This window comes from Paenisporosarcina sp. TG20 (assembly GCF_000286315.1).
GTDB lineage: Bacteria > Bacillota > Bacilli > Bacillales_A > Planococcaceae > Paenisporosarcina.
Genome location: NZ_ALJG01000346.1, coordinates 1 through 15019 on the forward strand (window position 1 = coordinate 1; position 15019 = coordinate 15019).

Below are 15019 nucleotides of genomic sequence, written 5' to 3' on the forward strand. Positions count from 1 at the left end.
CTGAAAGCCCCGCAGGAAAGAATGGAACGAAGACTAAGAACGCCACGTCTTGTGGCAACGTCTTCGTGACCAACATCCTGTTGGCCCGAAGCCGTGCCCCACGGAAAGCGTCCGCATGGAGCGGAAATCAACTTTATTCGGATATTATTACTATATTCTTTATTATGAAATTGACTCAATTGGAAAAATAAATAAAAAAGAGGATTATAAAATGACATACTTATTATTAATTCTAGGATTCGTATTGCTGATGGTAGGAGCTAATTACTTTGTCAAAGGAGCCTCAAATATCTCAGTTCTTCTTCGAGTACCTCCTATCCTAATAGGATTGACTATCGTTTCTTTTGGGACAAGTTCACCTGAAGCAACGGTTAGTATTATGGCTGCATTAAACGGAAATGATGATGTCTCCCTTGGAAACGTTATGGGAAGCAACATATTCAATACACTTTTTGTATTAGGTGTGACGGCATTCATCGCACCTCTCGTGGTAAAAAATCAGACCTTGCGTAAAGAAATCCCGTTTTCTTTTTTGGCAAGCATCACATTACTTGTATTGATGGCTGATATCTTTTTACAAGATTTCACTGAGAATGCCCTGACACGAAGTGATGGAATTATTCTATTATTAATCTTCGCAGTCTTTCTATACTATATTTTCGAGTTGGCTAGAAAAAGTCGTAGTGATTTGGAAGTACCTCAAACAAATCTAAGTGAAAAAGATAAGAATTGGATTAGAAATGGCGCATTTACATTAGGTGGACTTGCAGCGATTATTTTTGGTGGGGACTTTGTTGTTAAAAACAGTACAGAAATTGCCATTTCTCTTGGTATGAGTGAAGCTTTAGTTGGGTTAACAATTGTAGCTGTTGGTACTTCGTTGCCGGAACTTGTTACATCAGCTATCGCTGCTTGGAAAAAAGAGAGTGAAATTGCATTAGGTAATATAATTGGGAGTAATATTTTTAACATTCTCCTAGTTCTAGGAGCTTCCGCAACTATTTCACCAATCGGTGTGAACGGTTTATTATTTACTGACGCAATTATTCTAATTGTCTTTACCGTTATTGTTTTGATTTTCGCTCTTACTAATTTCAGAATTGGAAAACGGGAAGGTATCTTCCTTGCCTTATCATATATTGTATACATGATCTTCATCATCCTGCGGAACTAAACGAAGGTCTAATAAGTCTATAAAAAGAGGAATTATTTCAATTCAGAGTGCCATGAACCCCGTGGTTATTTGTAACAGAAATCACTATGTTGAGCAGAGACTTTAAGAAAAACCCGGGCTAAGTAAGCCCGGTCCTTTTAAGAAGGGTAACCATAAAAACCCGTTTATTTTCGCTACGGTGGACGCTCGCCTGCCCGCCCCATGGAAAGAGTCCGCCTGGAGCGAAAATCAACGGTATCATACTAAAACCTACTCCTTAAAATAACGGAAATACTGGATTCATGGCTCACTAAAGTAATATACTTTCTTTTTTAAACCTTTACATCTCCAACATTCTGAGGAGTCTCTACTATTGAATTAAGTTCAAGAACTGCTTTGTTCGTTCTTCTTTCGGATGTGTAAACATTTCACTTGGTTTGCTGCGCTCAAGAATCTTTCCTTCATCCATAAAAATGACTTCGTCCGCAACATCGTTGGCAAATCTCATTTCATGGGTCACAACTACCATTGTGATGCCTTCGCCCGCCAAGTCTTTCATCACTTGTAATACTTCTCCGACAAGTTCTGGATCTAGTGCTGAAGTTGGTTCGTCAAAGAGCATTACTTTTGGTTCTAGCGCTAGTGCTCTAGCAATTCCGACACGTTGTTGTTGGCCACCAGATAATTGGTGTGGGTAAAAATCAAGCTTATCTCCAAGACCCACTTTATTCAATAACTGCTCTGCTTTCTTACGAGCTTCAGCTTTTGGCAACTTCTTTACGATAACTGGCCCTTCCATAACATTTTGAAGAGCAGTCATATGAGGAAAAAGATTATAGTGTTGAAAGACCATCGCTGACTTTCTTCTAAGTAAATCTATTTTTCTTTTACCTACAGGTTTAGAAAAGTCTCCAGTTTCATCATCAATTGTAATACTTCCTGAAGTCGGCATTTCTAATATGTTTAAGCATCTAAGTAACGTTGTTTTTCCAGAACCAGAAGGTCCGATGACCACGATAACTTGACCTTTGTTGACTTTTACATCGATTCCTTTTAAGACTTCGAGATTTCCAAATTGCTTGTGTAATCCATTTACTGAAATCATCTTATGCTCCTCTCTTCCTCATCCATTTATCAATTAAATTATCTCGCTACATAACGATCAAATCGATGTTCCAATCGACCTTGGATAAGTGAAAGGATAAAACAGATAATCCAATAAAGCATCGCTACTTCGGTATACAGGAGTAAAACCTCATATGTGGTTGCTGCAATTTCTTGTGCTCGTCGAAACATCTCGGTCACGAGAATTAGAGATGCTAATGATGTATCTTTTACTAAACTAATAAATGTATTTGATAACGGTGGAATAGACACGCGCGTTGCTTGTGGTAAAATCACCCGTCGTAAGGATTGAGAATACGACATTCCGATCATATGTGCAGCTTCCCACTGACCTTTTGGAATAGACAAAATTGCTGCGCGAATGACCTCAGAGGCATAAGCACCCACATTCAATGAAAAACCAACTATAGCTGCTGGGAATGGATCTATAACAATTCCAATAGAACCTAAACCATAAAATAAAATAAATAATTGAACTAATAATGGAGTACCACGAATCGCAGATACATAAAAACGTGCTATCCATTGTAATGGTTTAATCGTAGAAATTCTTGCTAAAGCTGTTAGTACAGCTATCATAAGTCCTAAAGAGAAAGTAATTAATGTTAAAGGGAGCGTATATACAAGAGCACCCTCCAGCAAAGGCAGGAGGGATGATTGTGCAATATCTAGGTAGCGCTCCATCTTTTCAGGCTCAATGGTCAGGTTATTCCAAAACATTTTCACCGAACCATCTTTCTGAAATTTCATCGTACGTGCCATCTTCAATCATTTCGTCCAATGCATCATTAACTGCAGATACTAACGTTTCGTTTCCTTGTCGGAACATCAATCCACTTTGTGCAGCATCATCTGCTTTCGCGACAATTTGAATAGCGGCATCTGGTTTTTGTTTTAAAAAGTCTAAAACGGATAAATTATCATTGATGGTTACATCTACACGTTTTGAGTTTAACAACTCAATTGCTTGATTAAATCCATCAACACCAACTATTTCTGCCCCATAAGAAGTTGCAATATCAGCATAGTTACTTGTTAGTGATTGTGCTGATTGTAATCCTTCAATGTCTTCAAAACTTTTCACTTGTTCATTTTCTGCATGTGATACTAAGACAGCTACTGATGAAATATATGGTTTGGAAAAATCGTATTTCTCTAGACGATCTTCACGAATACCAACTTGGTTAGCAATCATATCAAAACGTTTTGAATCCAATCCAGCAAACATCGCATCCCATTGTGTTTCCATAAATTCTGCTTCTACACCTAAGCGTGAAGCAACTTCTTCGGCAATTTCAACGTCAAAACCAGTCAATTTACCGGTTGAATCGTGATATGTGAATGGTGGGTAAGTTCCTTCTGTACCGATAACTAACTTTCCATCTTCTTTCACTTTTGCTAATAAATCATCACCTTCTACAGTGCCTGTATTATTATCATCATTTACTGTATTATCATTTGCATTTCCACAGGCTGCTAATACTAAAACTGCTGTAAACATCAGTACAAATAAATAACTAATTTTTTTCATTTTTTATTCCCCCTAATTCAGATAGACTTTATCGGCATTAGTAAATCTTATAGTATGAAAACCCTTGAGTCAAAATAAAAATCTCCAGTTATAAATACCCGAATAATTAAGAATTATCACAACTATTTGTATGTACACTAAGTTATCTTTTTAAGTTTCTAGTAAATAATTTTTATTAGTGATTAAAAAAAGAGTGAATTATACAATTAATAAGATATACTTAATAATAGTTCGACATCCGTAATAAAAGGGAGAGATGACCGTGGTTAAGAGTTTGCCTTTGAGATCAGAAGTCAATATAGACGAAACATGGAACTTACAAGATTTATTTACATCGGAGGAAGAATATAAAACAGCACTTGTAGACCTTGAAAAAAAGGTAGATTCTTTCTGCAATCAATTCAAAGGAAATATCAAGGACGCACATTCTGCTGAAGAGACTTTAACTGGATATGCTGAAATTTACGAAAAGTTTGTTCCCCTTGGCACTTATGCAAATTTAGCTTATAGTACAGATCAAACTGACAGCGATGCTCAAATGCGTTCTGCCAAATTTGGATCAGTATCTGCAAATTTAAGTAGTAAATTATCGTTTGTAGATAGTGAACTACTAGAGTTGCCAGTAGAAATTTTAGAAGGTGCTATGAAAAACTCAAGCGAATTTGGTCACTACTTAAATAAATTAATTCGTCGTAAACCACATCAATTACATCCTGAAGTGGAAAAAACATTAGCAGCATACTCTTCTTCATTCGCTGGTCCTTATGAATTGTACAATACAACCAAAATGGTCGATTTATCATTTGAAGATTTCGAGGTAAACGGTAAGAAATATCCGTTAAGTTATGTATTATTTGAGGGCGACTGGGAAGCAGAAACAGATACAGACATTCGCCGGGAAGCATTTAAATCATTTTCGAGTCAATTGAAAAACTATCAACATACAACAGCAAAAACATACGATATGAAATTACAAACTGAAAAGACCACATCCGACTTACGTGGCTTTGAGAATATTTTTGATTCCCTATTGTTCGGTCAAGAGGTTGATCAATCCTTATATAACCGTCAAATTGATTTAATTATGAGCGAACTTGCTCCACATATGCGCAAGTATGCGAAACTTCTTCAAGATGTTCACGGATTAAAGGAAATGACGTTTGCTGACTTAAAAATTCCTTTAGACCCGTCATATGAACCAAAAATCACTATTGAAGAATCAAAAAAATACATGAATGATGCACTTGCTATAATGGGTGAAGACTATTTAAATATGGTTAATCGTTCATTTGATGAGCGCTGGATTGATTTCGCACAAAATAAAGGGAAATCTACAGGTGCTTTCTGTTCAAGTCCATACGGTGCACACCCTTACATCTTGATTTCATGGTCAAGCCGGATGAATGAAGTGTTTGTTTTAGCACATGAACTTGGACATGCTGGACATTTCTATAACGCTCATAAAAAACAAAATGTTTTTAATTCTCGCCCATCACTTTACTTCATTGAAGCTCCGTCTACAATGAATGAAATGTTAATGGCAAACCACTTACTAAAAAACTCAGATGACCCTAAGTTTAAACGTTGGGTTATTTCATCAATTGTTGCACGGACGTATTACCATAACTTCGTGACACATTTACTCGAAGCTGCATACCAACGTAAAGTTTACGAAAGAGTCGATGCAGGAAATAACGTCAATGCTGGCATTTTAAATGAATTGAAACGTGGCGTTCTAGAAGAATTCTGGGGAGATGCTGTCGAAATCACACCTGGTGCTGAACTGACTTGGATGCGTCAACCTCATTACTACATGGGATTATACCCGTACACGTATAGTGCCGGACTAACAATTTCAACTCAAGTATCCAAACGCATATTAGAAGAAGGAGAACCTGCAGTAGCCGAGTGGTTAGAAGTTTTGCAAGCAGGAGGTACAAAATCTCCGGTTGAACTTGCTCAGATGGCAGGGGTCGACATTACAACAGAAAAACCCCTTCGAGACACAATTGCTTACATTGGGGAATTAGTTGATGAATTGGTGAAATTGACTGCAGAAATTGATGCCGTATCAGTGAAATAAGAAATACTATTGCCTTTGAAAAATGAACCTCAGTCACTTTATGTGACTGAGGTTCATTTATATCTTTTATATTTTTAATTGTTCACTAGAAAGTGGAATGGGAGTAGTCTTATCTCTATAAATTCTAGGTAAGATTATCAAATATTTTGGCTTCTGTTTTAAATAAGTAAATAACAAACATCCAATAATTACAACCACACTTCCTACAACTTGAATCCATGTTATTTTTTCTCCTAGCCATATAAAAGCAATAATGGCAGTGAATATTGGGTTAAAATTCAAGAAAATTCCAGAAGTCGTTGCACCCAATTTTTGTATACCGATGTTCCATAACACCATACATACTACTGTTGATACTACTCCAGTATACAAAATCGATTGAACAAATGAAGCATCCACATTTGTGATGGTAAAATCACGCACATTAAATGGAGTTAATACAATTACTCCGAAAACTCCAGAATATAGCGTCGCCTTTAATGGCGTGGTTTCCTTCATTGCCCACTTGCTGATGACCGAATACACTCCAAACACACAAACTGCTGCAAGCATCAATAAGTCCCCTTTATTAAAGCCAATTGAAAACAGCAAATCGATTTGTCCATTAGAAAGAACTAAAAGTACACCTGTAAATGAAATGAACATTGAACCTAACTGTAGAGCATTAATTTTCTCTTTTATAAACAGGAACGAAAATAGCGCAATTGAAAACATATTTAACGTTGAAATCAACCCAACATTCGTTGCCGATGTGAATTCTAACGCAATAAATTGAAAAATATTAAATAACACAACACCTGTTATCCCCATCAAGATTAATGGAATGATGGCTTTTCTTGTAGGCAGAAGATTTTTTTCTTTCCACCAGACTATTGGAATAAGACAAATGACTGCAATCAACCATCTCAATGTCGTTAATGTGATTGGAGAAGCATGATCCACTAGCGTTTTTCCAACAACAAAGTTACCTCCCCATAACAAACTTGTAAACAACAATAAAAGATAATAAACATATGGCATGTCATCCGACTCCTTCATGACTAATACATTAATTTTATCATTCAAGTCGGTATAACTGTTTATTATTTCATTATTATCATTGAATTCGATATAATCGAAAGTATATAATGAAATTACCTCTCATTGTTCTGTTTATTAATAATTATGATATGTAGTTTGGAATGAAAGGGGAAAATTCTCCATGGCATCATTTATCAACAAAACACTTGACCCAATTGACATTCAAATTCTAGATATGTTACAAAGACAAGCAAACATCAGCAATGCTGAACTTGGACGACGCGTCAATTTATCACCGCCTGCCACTCACGCACGCATTAAACGCTTGGAAACAGAAGGATATATCATTAGACAAGTGGCCATTCTAGACCCACAAAAATTAGGTTTTGACCTCTTATGCTATGTCTTCATCAGTACTGACATTCATCAAGCGGAGAAGCTAGATTTATTGGAATACAATTTAGAATCTATGTCAGAAGTGTTAGAGTGCCATTGCCTAGCAGGTGAATTCGATTACCTATTAAAAGTTGCGAACAAAAACCGGCGCGAACTTGAAGATTTTATTCGTAAACTTAACAAACTAGGTATCTCTCGTATACAAACAAGCCTCGCCCTACGGGAAATCAAAAACAGTACAATTCTACCAATTAGTCTTTAAACTTTTCTTGTGAACTAGACAAAATTAATATTATCCATAGAAAAATGCGACAGTTATCAATAAACTGTCGCATCACTTACTATTAAGTGCCATGGTCAACCTTGATCAGGTCCACCTAAAAAATCCAATACACTAATCGCAATAACTCCAATTGCCGCGGTTGTTACAATACCTTTTATACCACTTTTCATTCGTTCATTATCTTTATTTACATAACCCGAGTAAATATCTTTACCATTCGCTACGGTAATTTTAGCTGTAGACTTTACCCCTTTAGCTGTTCGGTTATACGCATCACTAAGTTCAAGCATTCCTTCATCACTTTTTTGGGTATCCTTAGTCACGTAACCAACAGCATTGTTAACTACACCATCTCCCACTTGTCCGATTATGTCTCCGGCAAACCTACTTGTCTTATTTACACCTTTTCCGATTGAGGAAATCGTGTCACTTTCCGTCATATGACCTACAAATTCAATTGGTTTTCCAAGTATCCAACCAGAAGCTTCCCCAGCGAACTTCCCTATGTCTCTAAACATCCCCATACTTACACCTCACTCTTTTATTTTCCATTTGTCCTATTAGAATAATTGTAAAATAATCTCTTCTTTATTCTAATATTCGATACCTCTTCCCATTGTTCCTGTTTAAAAGAAAAATCTCTTTTTAATTCAGAATAATAAGTTAATTAATATTGCAAAAATCAGGATATATTGTGATACTATGAGAATGAATTATTATCAATAAATTGAGGTGATCCTTTGAATAGTTGTATACACTGCGGAATTTCATTTGATTTTTATAACAAAGGATTTATTTTCATTGAATCCAAACAGATTAGACAACATATAACAAGCAAATATCAGATAAGCGGCGGGAATATCGCCTATGCACCTTATAGCTCATTAGATACAGTTGAAAATGAATTAAACCGCCTTTCCCATGTATCAGACATTAAAATAGGACTTTCTCGTTCAACACGACATGAGAGATTAATAGATTTAAAAACATTTAAATTTCGTTTTCAAGAAAAAGAAACCGTCAACTTTATTCAACATGGTCAATTGGTTAGTCATTTGCAACCAATCGTTTCTTTACATTCTAAGGAAGTATATGGATACGAATCCTTACTAAGAACAAAAGACTCGGAAATTTCATATTCACCCATGTCATTATTTAATATTGCAGCTAAAACAGGGCTACACTCCTTACTGGACCAAAGAGCACGTGAAGCAGCAATTAAAGCACGAGATGGTAACATTCCCATTGGCAAAAAAAGCTTTATAAATTTCTTGCCTTCCACTATTTATAATCCGGATTTCTGCTTACAACATACCTTTAAACTAGTAGAAAAATATAAAGTAAATCCACAAGACTTAGTATTCGAAGTAGTTGAAACCGAAAAAATTAATGATGTTCTACATTTAAAGAAAGTATTAGATCGTTACAAAAAAGAAGGAATGAAAGTAGCATTAGACGATGTTGGATCTGGATACTCAACCCTAGATATGTTGGAATTACTCAGACCAGATTATGTCAAAATAGATCGTTCTTATGTCACCAATTGTGACCAAGATTCAACCAAACAAGCTTTCTTAAAAGAAGCCAATAAACGCGCACATGCCCTTGGAATTATTACACTTGCAGAGGGAATTGAACGAATTGAAGAAGCACAAGTATGTGAAAGTTTAGGCTATGACTTAGCTCAAGGATATCTTTTCGGCAAACCTTCGGAGACGACGAAATGGTCCAATCCAGTTTCAGCTAATTCAAGTAATTGATGCGACTGAAGTAAGGTTTTGATATTATTTGTGAATCTCATCCATAAACAAAAAAGAAGAAGCTAATCACCTATTACAAATAGTGTGATTAGCTTCTTTCACTCTTCAGTAGACATTTTTAGTGACCTCAATATTGAAAAAATTCTAGTTAAAATTTCGTCCTTGTTTATTATCAATATTATTGGTTAAATCATTTAAACTTTGTTCATTTTGATTATCATTTGATTGATTGTTTAATTCTTCTTCAATCTGATATTCCTTCTGTATATTATTAAGACTCTGTTCTGAACGGTTAGTGGGGTATTGATTCAATTCTTCTTCGTTTTCTTCTCGCTCTTTCTGACTCATATATTCTGATTCAAATTCAGGAAATTCTTCTGATTCACTCATTTTAGAATACCTCCTTAAACTTTATATGACTTACTATCATTATTCCCACGAAGGTATTTATTAAACAAATTTCTGTATTAATTAATATTTAATCATCACAAAACTAAGTCTTTTGACTGAAATTTATTTGAATTTGCTTTTAAAGACCCTAAAAGTGGTAAACTCATTATAGACACACTTTTAAAGACAAGGGGCTCAAATAACATGAAAACTTATGACGTTACTATAGTAGGAGCAGGACCGACTGGATTATTCACCGCATTTTACGGAGGTATGCGTCAAATGTCGGTAAAAATCATTGAAAGTTTACCAAATGTCGGGGGGCAATTAACAGCTTTATATCCAGAAAAATTTATCTACGATATTGCTGGTTTCCCTAAAATTCGTGCAAAGGATTTAGTTGATAATTTGTCAGAACAACTATCTATCTTCTCACCAACCATCATGACAAATGAGTCTGTTGAAGATATGACAAGACTTGAGGATGGCACTTGGCAACTTACCACCGATAACGGTAAACATCTCTCAAAAACAGTTATTTTCACAACAGGCAACGGTGCTTTTGAACCAAAACGTTTAGAGCTCGAGGAAGCAGCAAATTATGAAGGTACTCAACTTCATTATTTTGTTGATGACATGGGTACATTTGCCGGAAAAGACGTTGTTTTATTTGGCGGTGGAGATTCGGCAGTAGATTGGGCACTTATGTTAGAACCAATCGCAAACTCAATCACACTCGTACATAGACGTGATTCTTTCCGCGCGCATGAACACAGTATAGACTTACTGCATCAATCATCTGTTACTATTAAAACACCTTACGTCGTCGATCATTTTGAACCTAAAGATGATGATACTTTCACACATGTCGCTGTTCGTGGTACAAACGGTGAAGTCGAACTTTTGAAGGCGGATCACGTAATTGTTAACTATGGTTTCCGTTCACATATAGGCAACATGAAAAATTGGGGCATGGATATGGAACGCAATGCGCTAAAGGTTAATTCAAAAATGGAAACTATTCTTCCTGGTGTTTATGCAGTTGGTGATAGCAATTTCTACGACGGAAAAGTTAAGCTCATTGCGTGTGGATTTGGCGAAGCACCGATAGCCATTAATTCAGCAAAACACTTCGTGGACCCAGAAACAAAGAAACATGTAAAACACTCAACCGATATTTTTTCTCACTAATAATATGTGAAGAGATTCCACTGGCGAATGCTTGGGAATCTCTTTTTTGTCATGCGTATACTTAATAACTCCCCAATAATCTTCAACGACACATTAAGAAAGACTGTAGGCTTGGACAATTATTTATATCTTTTATCACTATCGCACTTATCACATCAAAAGCAAGCATCCATTGATGTAAGTGTTACATCTTAGGATTATTATTAAATGCCTTGTTGCGTATGAGATTCCATACAGCCATCCCATCGCTAGGATTTTCCCCATGCCAAACAGGAAAGAGCGAAAAGAAAACGAAATAGAATGAAAAGTAAACGAATTGATAAAGAAAAATATTAGGATCAATTTCTCTGAAAAAAATGAGACCATTTAAAATGAGTATACTGCCAATATTAAAAATTGAACCACCAGCATAGATTAAAATAAGTTGCCATTTTAAACCTCTTTTTGTTAACGTAATAAATTCACACCAACCGTCGTAAAAATAAAGGCGACGTATATGAAGTGGACCAACCTTTATAAGAATTTTCCCTGACCCGATATGCATATTTACTCTTCCCCCAAAAATATGCGCAAAAAACATATGACCTAGTTGATGAACAATCGTTACCAGAGGCAACACAAGGAAAAAGGCAAAGAAAAATTTCCAAAGATCATTAAATTCAAACAAAGTTTCACCTTCTATACATAAATAAAGATTTTTTTAGAAGCGGAGTTTCAATCATTCTCCCATGTGATTCCTAGTTTCCACACTTCTACTATTTTTAAACCTTTATATTACTGGTTATTTTGGTTTATACCTACTTGTAAAGTAGTGTGTGTCCATTCTCTAGTCCGCTAAATTCCAAAGATTTTATGAATGTTGCTTCGGACGTATACCTTCCGCAAGACTGCCGGGTGGAAAAGTTGACTTGCGAAATGACCGCGGTCACTTCACGGGTTCTTTCACTCTTGAGGTTATGGTGTACCAGGGTTAGCGACCTATAGCGACACCGAAACTGCGTTAAACATAATAAAGATATTTTACATAATTCTAGAAAAACACAGTTTGCTATGATATTAGTGGTAAAAAGAGCGACAGATTCCCTATGAACCTGTCGCTCTTTGCAATTAATCATATTAGTATCCTATGTCAAGTTCTTTCTTTGAATCAAATGTTAAATAATCTCAACCAAGGCCTTACCAACTTGTCGTCCTGTGAACAAACAACCACCGAGGAAAGTCCCTTCTAATGATCGATACCCATGAACACCTCCACCGCCAAATCCAGCAACTTCACCAGCAGCGTACAACCCAAGAACTGGCTCTCCCGTAGAATTTAACACTCTTCCTGATAAATCAGTTTGTAATCCACCTAGCGTTTTGCGACTAATAATATTGAGACGAACTGCTATTAATGGACCATTTTTTGAATCCAATATTTTGTGTGGTTTCGCAACCCGAATCAGTTTATCTCCTATGTAGTTTCTCGCACCACGCAATGCTGTTACTTGTAAATCTTTTGTGAATTTATGTTCCATTTCACGGTCCCTTGCAACGATCTGACGCTTCAAGTCTTCAAAATTAATAAGCCCTTCTCCAGTCAAATTGTTCATGCCTACCACTAGTTCTTCTAGTGTATTGGCAACAATAAAGTCTTCCCCTTTTTCCATAAAAGCCTTAACCGGCGCAGTAGGTCCGGGAAGTATTCGTGCTAAAACTTGACGAATACTCTTGCCTGTTAAATCAGGATTTTGCTCTGAACCAGATAAAGCAAATTCTTTTTCAATGATTTTTTGTGTTAATACAAACCACGAATAATCGTATCCTGTTTTCTGAATGGTCTCCAATGTCCCAAGGGTATCGAATCCTGGGAAGTTTGGAGCATCAAACCTTTTCCCGGTTGCATCTAACCACAACGAAGAAGGACCTGGTAAAATTCGAATCCCATGCTTTTCCCACACTGGATTCCAATTTGTAATGCCCTCTGTGTAATGCCACATCCGGTCTCGGTTTACGATACGACCACCAGCTTCTTCAGATATTCCTAACATTCGCCCATCAACATGGGCAGGTACACCTGAAATCATTCGTGTTGGAGCTTTTCCTAATCTTTCTGGCCAGTTCTGACGAATTAAATCAAAATTTGCTCCTAAACCACCACTTGTCACAACAACCGCTTTAGCGGTCTCACTAAATTCACCAATCATTTCTCGAGAACTCGCTTCTCCTCGACTTGCATTACTTGCTTCAAGAATGGCACCTTTTACCCCTACAACTACTCCATTGTCCACTAATAGTTCATCTACTCGATGTCGCGGGCGATAATCAACCAATCCACTTTCAATCGCTTTGCGCATTTTTTCTTCAAACGGTTTCACGATGGCAGGTCCCGTCCCCCACACGATATGAAAACGAGGCACTGAATTGCCATGACCTTCTGCTAAATAGCCACCACGTTCTGCCCACCCTACCACCGGAAAGAAACTTACACCTAAAGACTTTAGCCAAGCTCTCTTTTCAAAAGTAGCAAACTTTACATATGCTTGAGCCCATTTACGTCCCCAATAGTCTTCATCAACACGATCAAAACCCGCTGCCCCTTGCCAATCCTGCCACGCTAAATCATGTGAATCATGAATACCCAGTCTCCTTTGTTCTGGAGAGTCTACCAAAAACAATCCACCAAATGACCACCAGGCTTGTCCTCCAAGAGATGCTTCTGGCTCTTGATCTAACAATATAACTCTTTTCCCCGCATCAGTTAACTCAGCAGTTACTACCAACCCCGCTAATCCTGCACCTACTACTATTACATCTGCTTTCATTTCACTCACCCCATCAATTTCTCTGTTGAATATACTATTCTATTAAACGTAGGTATTTCCCTTTAATATCTCTATTTCGGATAATCTATATGGTCAAAATAGAGTTTTTATGCTAAAATTACTGATTGAATTAATATGAATGTTAGGTGGTTGAATTTAATGGAAAACAATACTTATCAAGTCTTGTTATATTATAAATATGTACTAATAGATGAACCTGAACTATTTGCAGAAACTCACTTAGCAACATGCAAAGAGATCGGTTTATTAGGACGAATTCTTGTATCTCATGAAGGCATTAATGGTACCGTTTCTGGTACAGTTACCCAAACGCAAACTTACATGGAATTAATGAAGAGTGATGAACGTTTTGCAGATATGATGTTTAAAATTGATGAAGTCGAAGGTCATGCATTTAAGAAAATGCATGTACGTGCTCGACATGAAGTTGTACATTTAGGGCTTGGAGAAGACGATATCAATCCTAATGAAATTACCGGCGAGTACTTATCTCCTGTAGAATTCTACAAAAAAATGCAACAAGACGATACGATTGTCATTGACGCACGTAATGACTATGAATATGATTTAGGACATTTCCGTGGCGCTGTTCGACCGGAAATTAAAAACTTTCGAGATTTACCTAAATGGATGCGTGAAAATAAAGAGCAATTCGAAGGTAAAAAGATTTTGACTTACTGTACAGGCGGAATTCGCTGTGAAAAGTTCTCCGGTTGGCTGGTGAAAGAAGGATATGAAGATGTAGGTCAACTTCATGGAGGTATTGCCACTTACGGAAAAGACCCTGAAGTAAGAGGGAAACTATGGGATGGTCAAATGTATGTCTTTGATGAACGCATCGCTGTTCCTGTAAATCAAGAGGAACATGTTATTGTTGGGAAAGACCACTTTACTGGAGATCCGTGTGAACGCTATGTAAACTGTGCTAACCCTGAATGTAACGATAAAATTCTGTGTTCTGAAGAGAATGAGCACTTTTACTTGCGTAGTTGTTCAGACGCTTGCCGCACACATCCACGCAACCGCTATATCGTAGAGCACGAATTGACTGAAGATCAATTTCAAGCGAAACTAGAAGCAATAGCTCGTCTTAAAACAGTGTAATAAAAGATAAGTTCGTAAAAAAATTGACCCTTATTTCCATTTGGACATTCATTATTTATCCTGGCCCAAGCAGGCTCTGGCACAGTGAGTATTTCTCATATTTTAAAGTAATAAGTACCAATAATTTGAGTGTTAGTTAATCAGAATCCTAACTATAT

At 36.7% G+C, this 15019-nt stretch carries 15 protein-coding genes; 7 read left to right on the forward strand and 8 right to left on the reverse strand.

What is annotated here, in order from left to right:
• Both B371_RS24145 and B371_RS0116325 read left to right on the forward strand, forming a co-directional pair.
• A partial coding sequence (locus B371_RS24145; RefSeq protein ID WP_040681301.1) for a hypothetical protein occupies positions 1 to 191 on the forward strand: 191 nt, incomplete at its 5' end.
• A gap of 20 nt (positions 192 to 211) precedes the next feature.
• Complete coding sequence (locus B371_RS0116325) at positions 212 to 1174, forward strand: calcium/sodium antiporter (RefSeq protein WP_019415382.1); 963 nt, start codon at positions 212 to 214, stop codon at positions 1172 to 1174.
• A 349-nt stretch (positions 1175 to 1523) separates the two neighbouring features.
• Here the strand turns inward: B371_RS0116325 and B371_RS0116335 are convergent, their stop codons facing one another.
• From B371_RS0116335 to B371_RS0116345, 3 genes are read right to left on the reverse strand one after another with little or no spacing between them, the layout of a single operon-like run.
• Positions 1524 to 2258 (reverse strand): amino acid ABC transporter ATP-binding protein, encoded by a 735-nt coding sequence (locus B371_RS0116335; protein ID WP_019415384.1) that lies wholly within the window; start codon positions 2256 to 2258, stop codon positions 1524 to 1526.
• A gap of 38 nt (positions 2259 to 2296) precedes the next feature.
• Entirely contained in the window at positions 2297 to 2998 is a 702-nt protein-coding gene (locus B371_RS0116340) for an amino acid ABC transporter permease (protein ID WP_026023103.1), read from the reverse strand.
• A complete protein-coding gene (locus B371_RS0116345) occupies positions 2985 to 3809 on the reverse strand; it encodes an amino acid ABC transporter substrate-binding protein (RefSeq protein ID WP_019415386.1) in 825 nt (274 codons plus the stop codon). The genes B371_RS0116340 and B371_RS0116345 overlap by 14 nt, the downstream gene beginning before the upstream one ends.
• Positions 3810 to 4065: 256 nt before the next feature.
• Here B371_RS0116345 and pepF point away from each other — a divergent pair, with 256 nt between their 5' ends.
• Positions 4066 to 5892 carry an oligoendopeptidase F gene (gene pepF / locus B371_RS0116350; protein ID WP_040681302.1) on the forward strand — a complete coding sequence of 609 codons (1827 nt, stop codon included), beginning with the start codon at positions 4066 to 4068 and terminating at the stop codon, positions 5890 to 5892.
• Between the two features lie 66 nt (positions 5893 to 5958).
• Here pepF and B371_RS0116355 read toward each other — a convergent pair whose 3' ends face one another.
• Complete coding sequence (locus tag B371_RS0116355) at positions 5959 to 6912, reverse strand: DMT family transporter (protein WP_019415388.1); 954 nt, start codon at positions 6910 to 6912, stop codon at positions 5959 to 5961.
• 181 nt (positions 6913 to 7093) lie between these two features.
• Here B371_RS0116355 and B371_RS0116360 point away from each other — a divergent pair, with 181 nt between their 5' ends.
• Positions 7094 to 7570, forward strand: coding sequence for an Lrp/AsnC family transcriptional regulator (locus B371_RS0116360; RefSeq protein ID WP_019415389.1), 477 nt, complete (start codon positions 7094 to 7096; stop codon positions 7568 to 7570).
• Between the two features lie 95 nt (positions 7571 to 7665).
• Here B371_RS0116360 and B371_RS0116365 read toward each other — a convergent pair whose 3' ends face one another.
• Entirely contained in the window at positions 7666 to 8115 is a 450-nt protein-coding gene (locus B371_RS0116365) for a hypothetical protein (RefSeq protein WP_019415390.1), read from the reverse strand.
• Between the two features lie 216 nt (positions 8116 to 8331).
• Between B371_RS0116365 and B371_RS0116370 the strand changes: the two genes are divergently transcribed.
• Positions 8332 to 9351, forward strand: a complete 1020-nt coding sequence (locus tag B371_RS0116370) for an EAL domain-containing protein (protein ID WP_019415391.1) — start codon at positions 8332 to 8334, stop codon at positions 9349 to 9351.
• A 144-nt stretch (positions 9352 to 9495) separates the two neighbouring features.
• Here B371_RS0116370 and B371_RS0116375 read toward each other — a convergent pair whose 3' ends face one another.
• On the reverse strand, positions 9496 to 9741 hold the full coding sequence (locus tag B371_RS0116375; RefSeq protein ID WP_019415392.1) for a hypothetical protein: 246 nt from the start codon (positions 9739 to 9741) through the stop codon (positions 9496 to 9498).
• A gap of 204 nt (positions 9742 to 9945) precedes the next feature.
• On the opposite strand from B371_RS0116375, the gene B371_RS0116380 reads away from it, so the two are divergent.
• Positions 9946 to 10932, forward strand: a complete 987-nt coding sequence (locus tag B371_RS0116380; RefSeq protein ID WP_019415393.1) for an NAD(P)/FAD-dependent oxidoreductase — start codon at positions 9946 to 9948, stop codon at positions 10930 to 10932.
• A 184-nt stretch (positions 10933 to 11116) separates the two neighbouring features.
• Here B371_RS0116380 and B371_RS0116385 read toward each other — a convergent pair whose 3' ends face one another.
• Together B371_RS0116385 and B371_RS0116390 are read right to left on the reverse strand one after the other, a co-directional pair.
• The gene (locus tag B371_RS0116385) at positions 11117 to 11599 is read right to left on the reverse strand and encodes a hypothetical protein (RefSeq protein WP_019415394.1); all 483 of its coding nucleotides are present in this window, start codon (positions 11597 to 11599) and stop codon (positions 11117 to 11119) included.
• A 487-nt stretch (positions 11600 to 12086) separates the two neighbouring features.
• A complete protein-coding gene (locus B371_RS0116390) occupies positions 12087 to 13736 on the reverse strand; it encodes an FAD-binding dehydrogenase (protein ID WP_019415395.1) in 1650 nt (549 codons plus the stop codon).
• 159 nt (positions 13737 to 13895) lie between these two features.
• Here B371_RS0116390 and B371_RS0116395 point away from each other — a divergent pair, with 159 nt between their 5' ends.
• Positions 13896 to 14861 (forward strand): rhodanese-related sulfurtransferase, encoded by a 966-nt coding sequence (locus tag B371_RS0116395; RefSeq protein WP_019415396.1) that lies wholly within the window; start codon positions 13896 to 13898, stop codon positions 14859 to 14861.
• The last annotated feature ends 158 nt before the right edge of the window (positions 14862 to 15019 follow it).

Bases quoted from the DNA above. Each gene is read 5' to 3' on its own strand.
- B371_RS0116335 (WP_019415384.1), bottom strand. From the start codon at position 2,258: ATGATTTCAGTAAATGGATTACACAAGCAATTTGGAAATCTCGAAGTC.
- B371_RS0116325 (WP_019415382.1), top strand. From the start codon at position 212: ATGACATACTTATTATTAATTCTAGGATTCGTATTGCTGATGGTAGGA.
- B371_RS0116355 (WP_019415388.1), bottom strand. From the start codon at position 6,912: ATGCCATATGTTTATTATCTTTTATTGTTGTTTACAAGTTTGTTATGG.
- pepF (WP_040681302.1), top strand. From the start codon at position 4,066: ATGACCGTGGTTAAGAGTTTGCCTTTGAGATCAGAAGTCAATATAGAC.
- B371_RS0116340 (WP_026023103.1), bottom strand. From the start codon at position 2,998: ATGTTTTGGAATAACCTGACCATTGAGCCTGAAAAGATGGAGCGCTAC.
- B371_RS0116390 (WP_019415395.1), bottom strand. From the start codon at position 13,736: ATGAAAGCAGATGTAATAGTAGTAGGTGCAGGATTAGCGGGGTTGGTA.
- B371_RS0116395 (WP_019415396.1), top strand. From the start codon at position 13,896: ATGGAAAACAATACTTATCAAGTCTTGTTATATTATAAATATGTACTA.
- B371_RS0116380 (WP_019415393.1), top strand. From the start codon at position 9,946: ATGAAAACTTATGACGTTACTATAGTAGGAGCAGGACCGACTGGATTA.
- B371_RS0116360 (WP_019415389.1), top strand. From the start codon at position 7,094: ATGGCATCATTTATCAACAAAACACTTGACCCAATTGACATTCAAATT.
- B371_RS0116345 (WP_019415386.1), bottom strand. From the start codon at position 3,809: ATGAAAAAAATTAGTTATTTATTTGTACTGATGTTTACAGCAGTTTTA.
- B371_RS0116365 (WP_019415390.1), bottom strand. From the start codon at position 8,115: ATGGGGATGTTTAGAGACATAGGGAAGTTCGCTGGGGAAGCTTCTGGT.
- B371_RS0116375 (WP_019415392.1), bottom strand. From the start codon at position 9,741: ATGAGTGAATCAGAAGAATTTCCTGAATTTGAATCAGAATATATGAGT.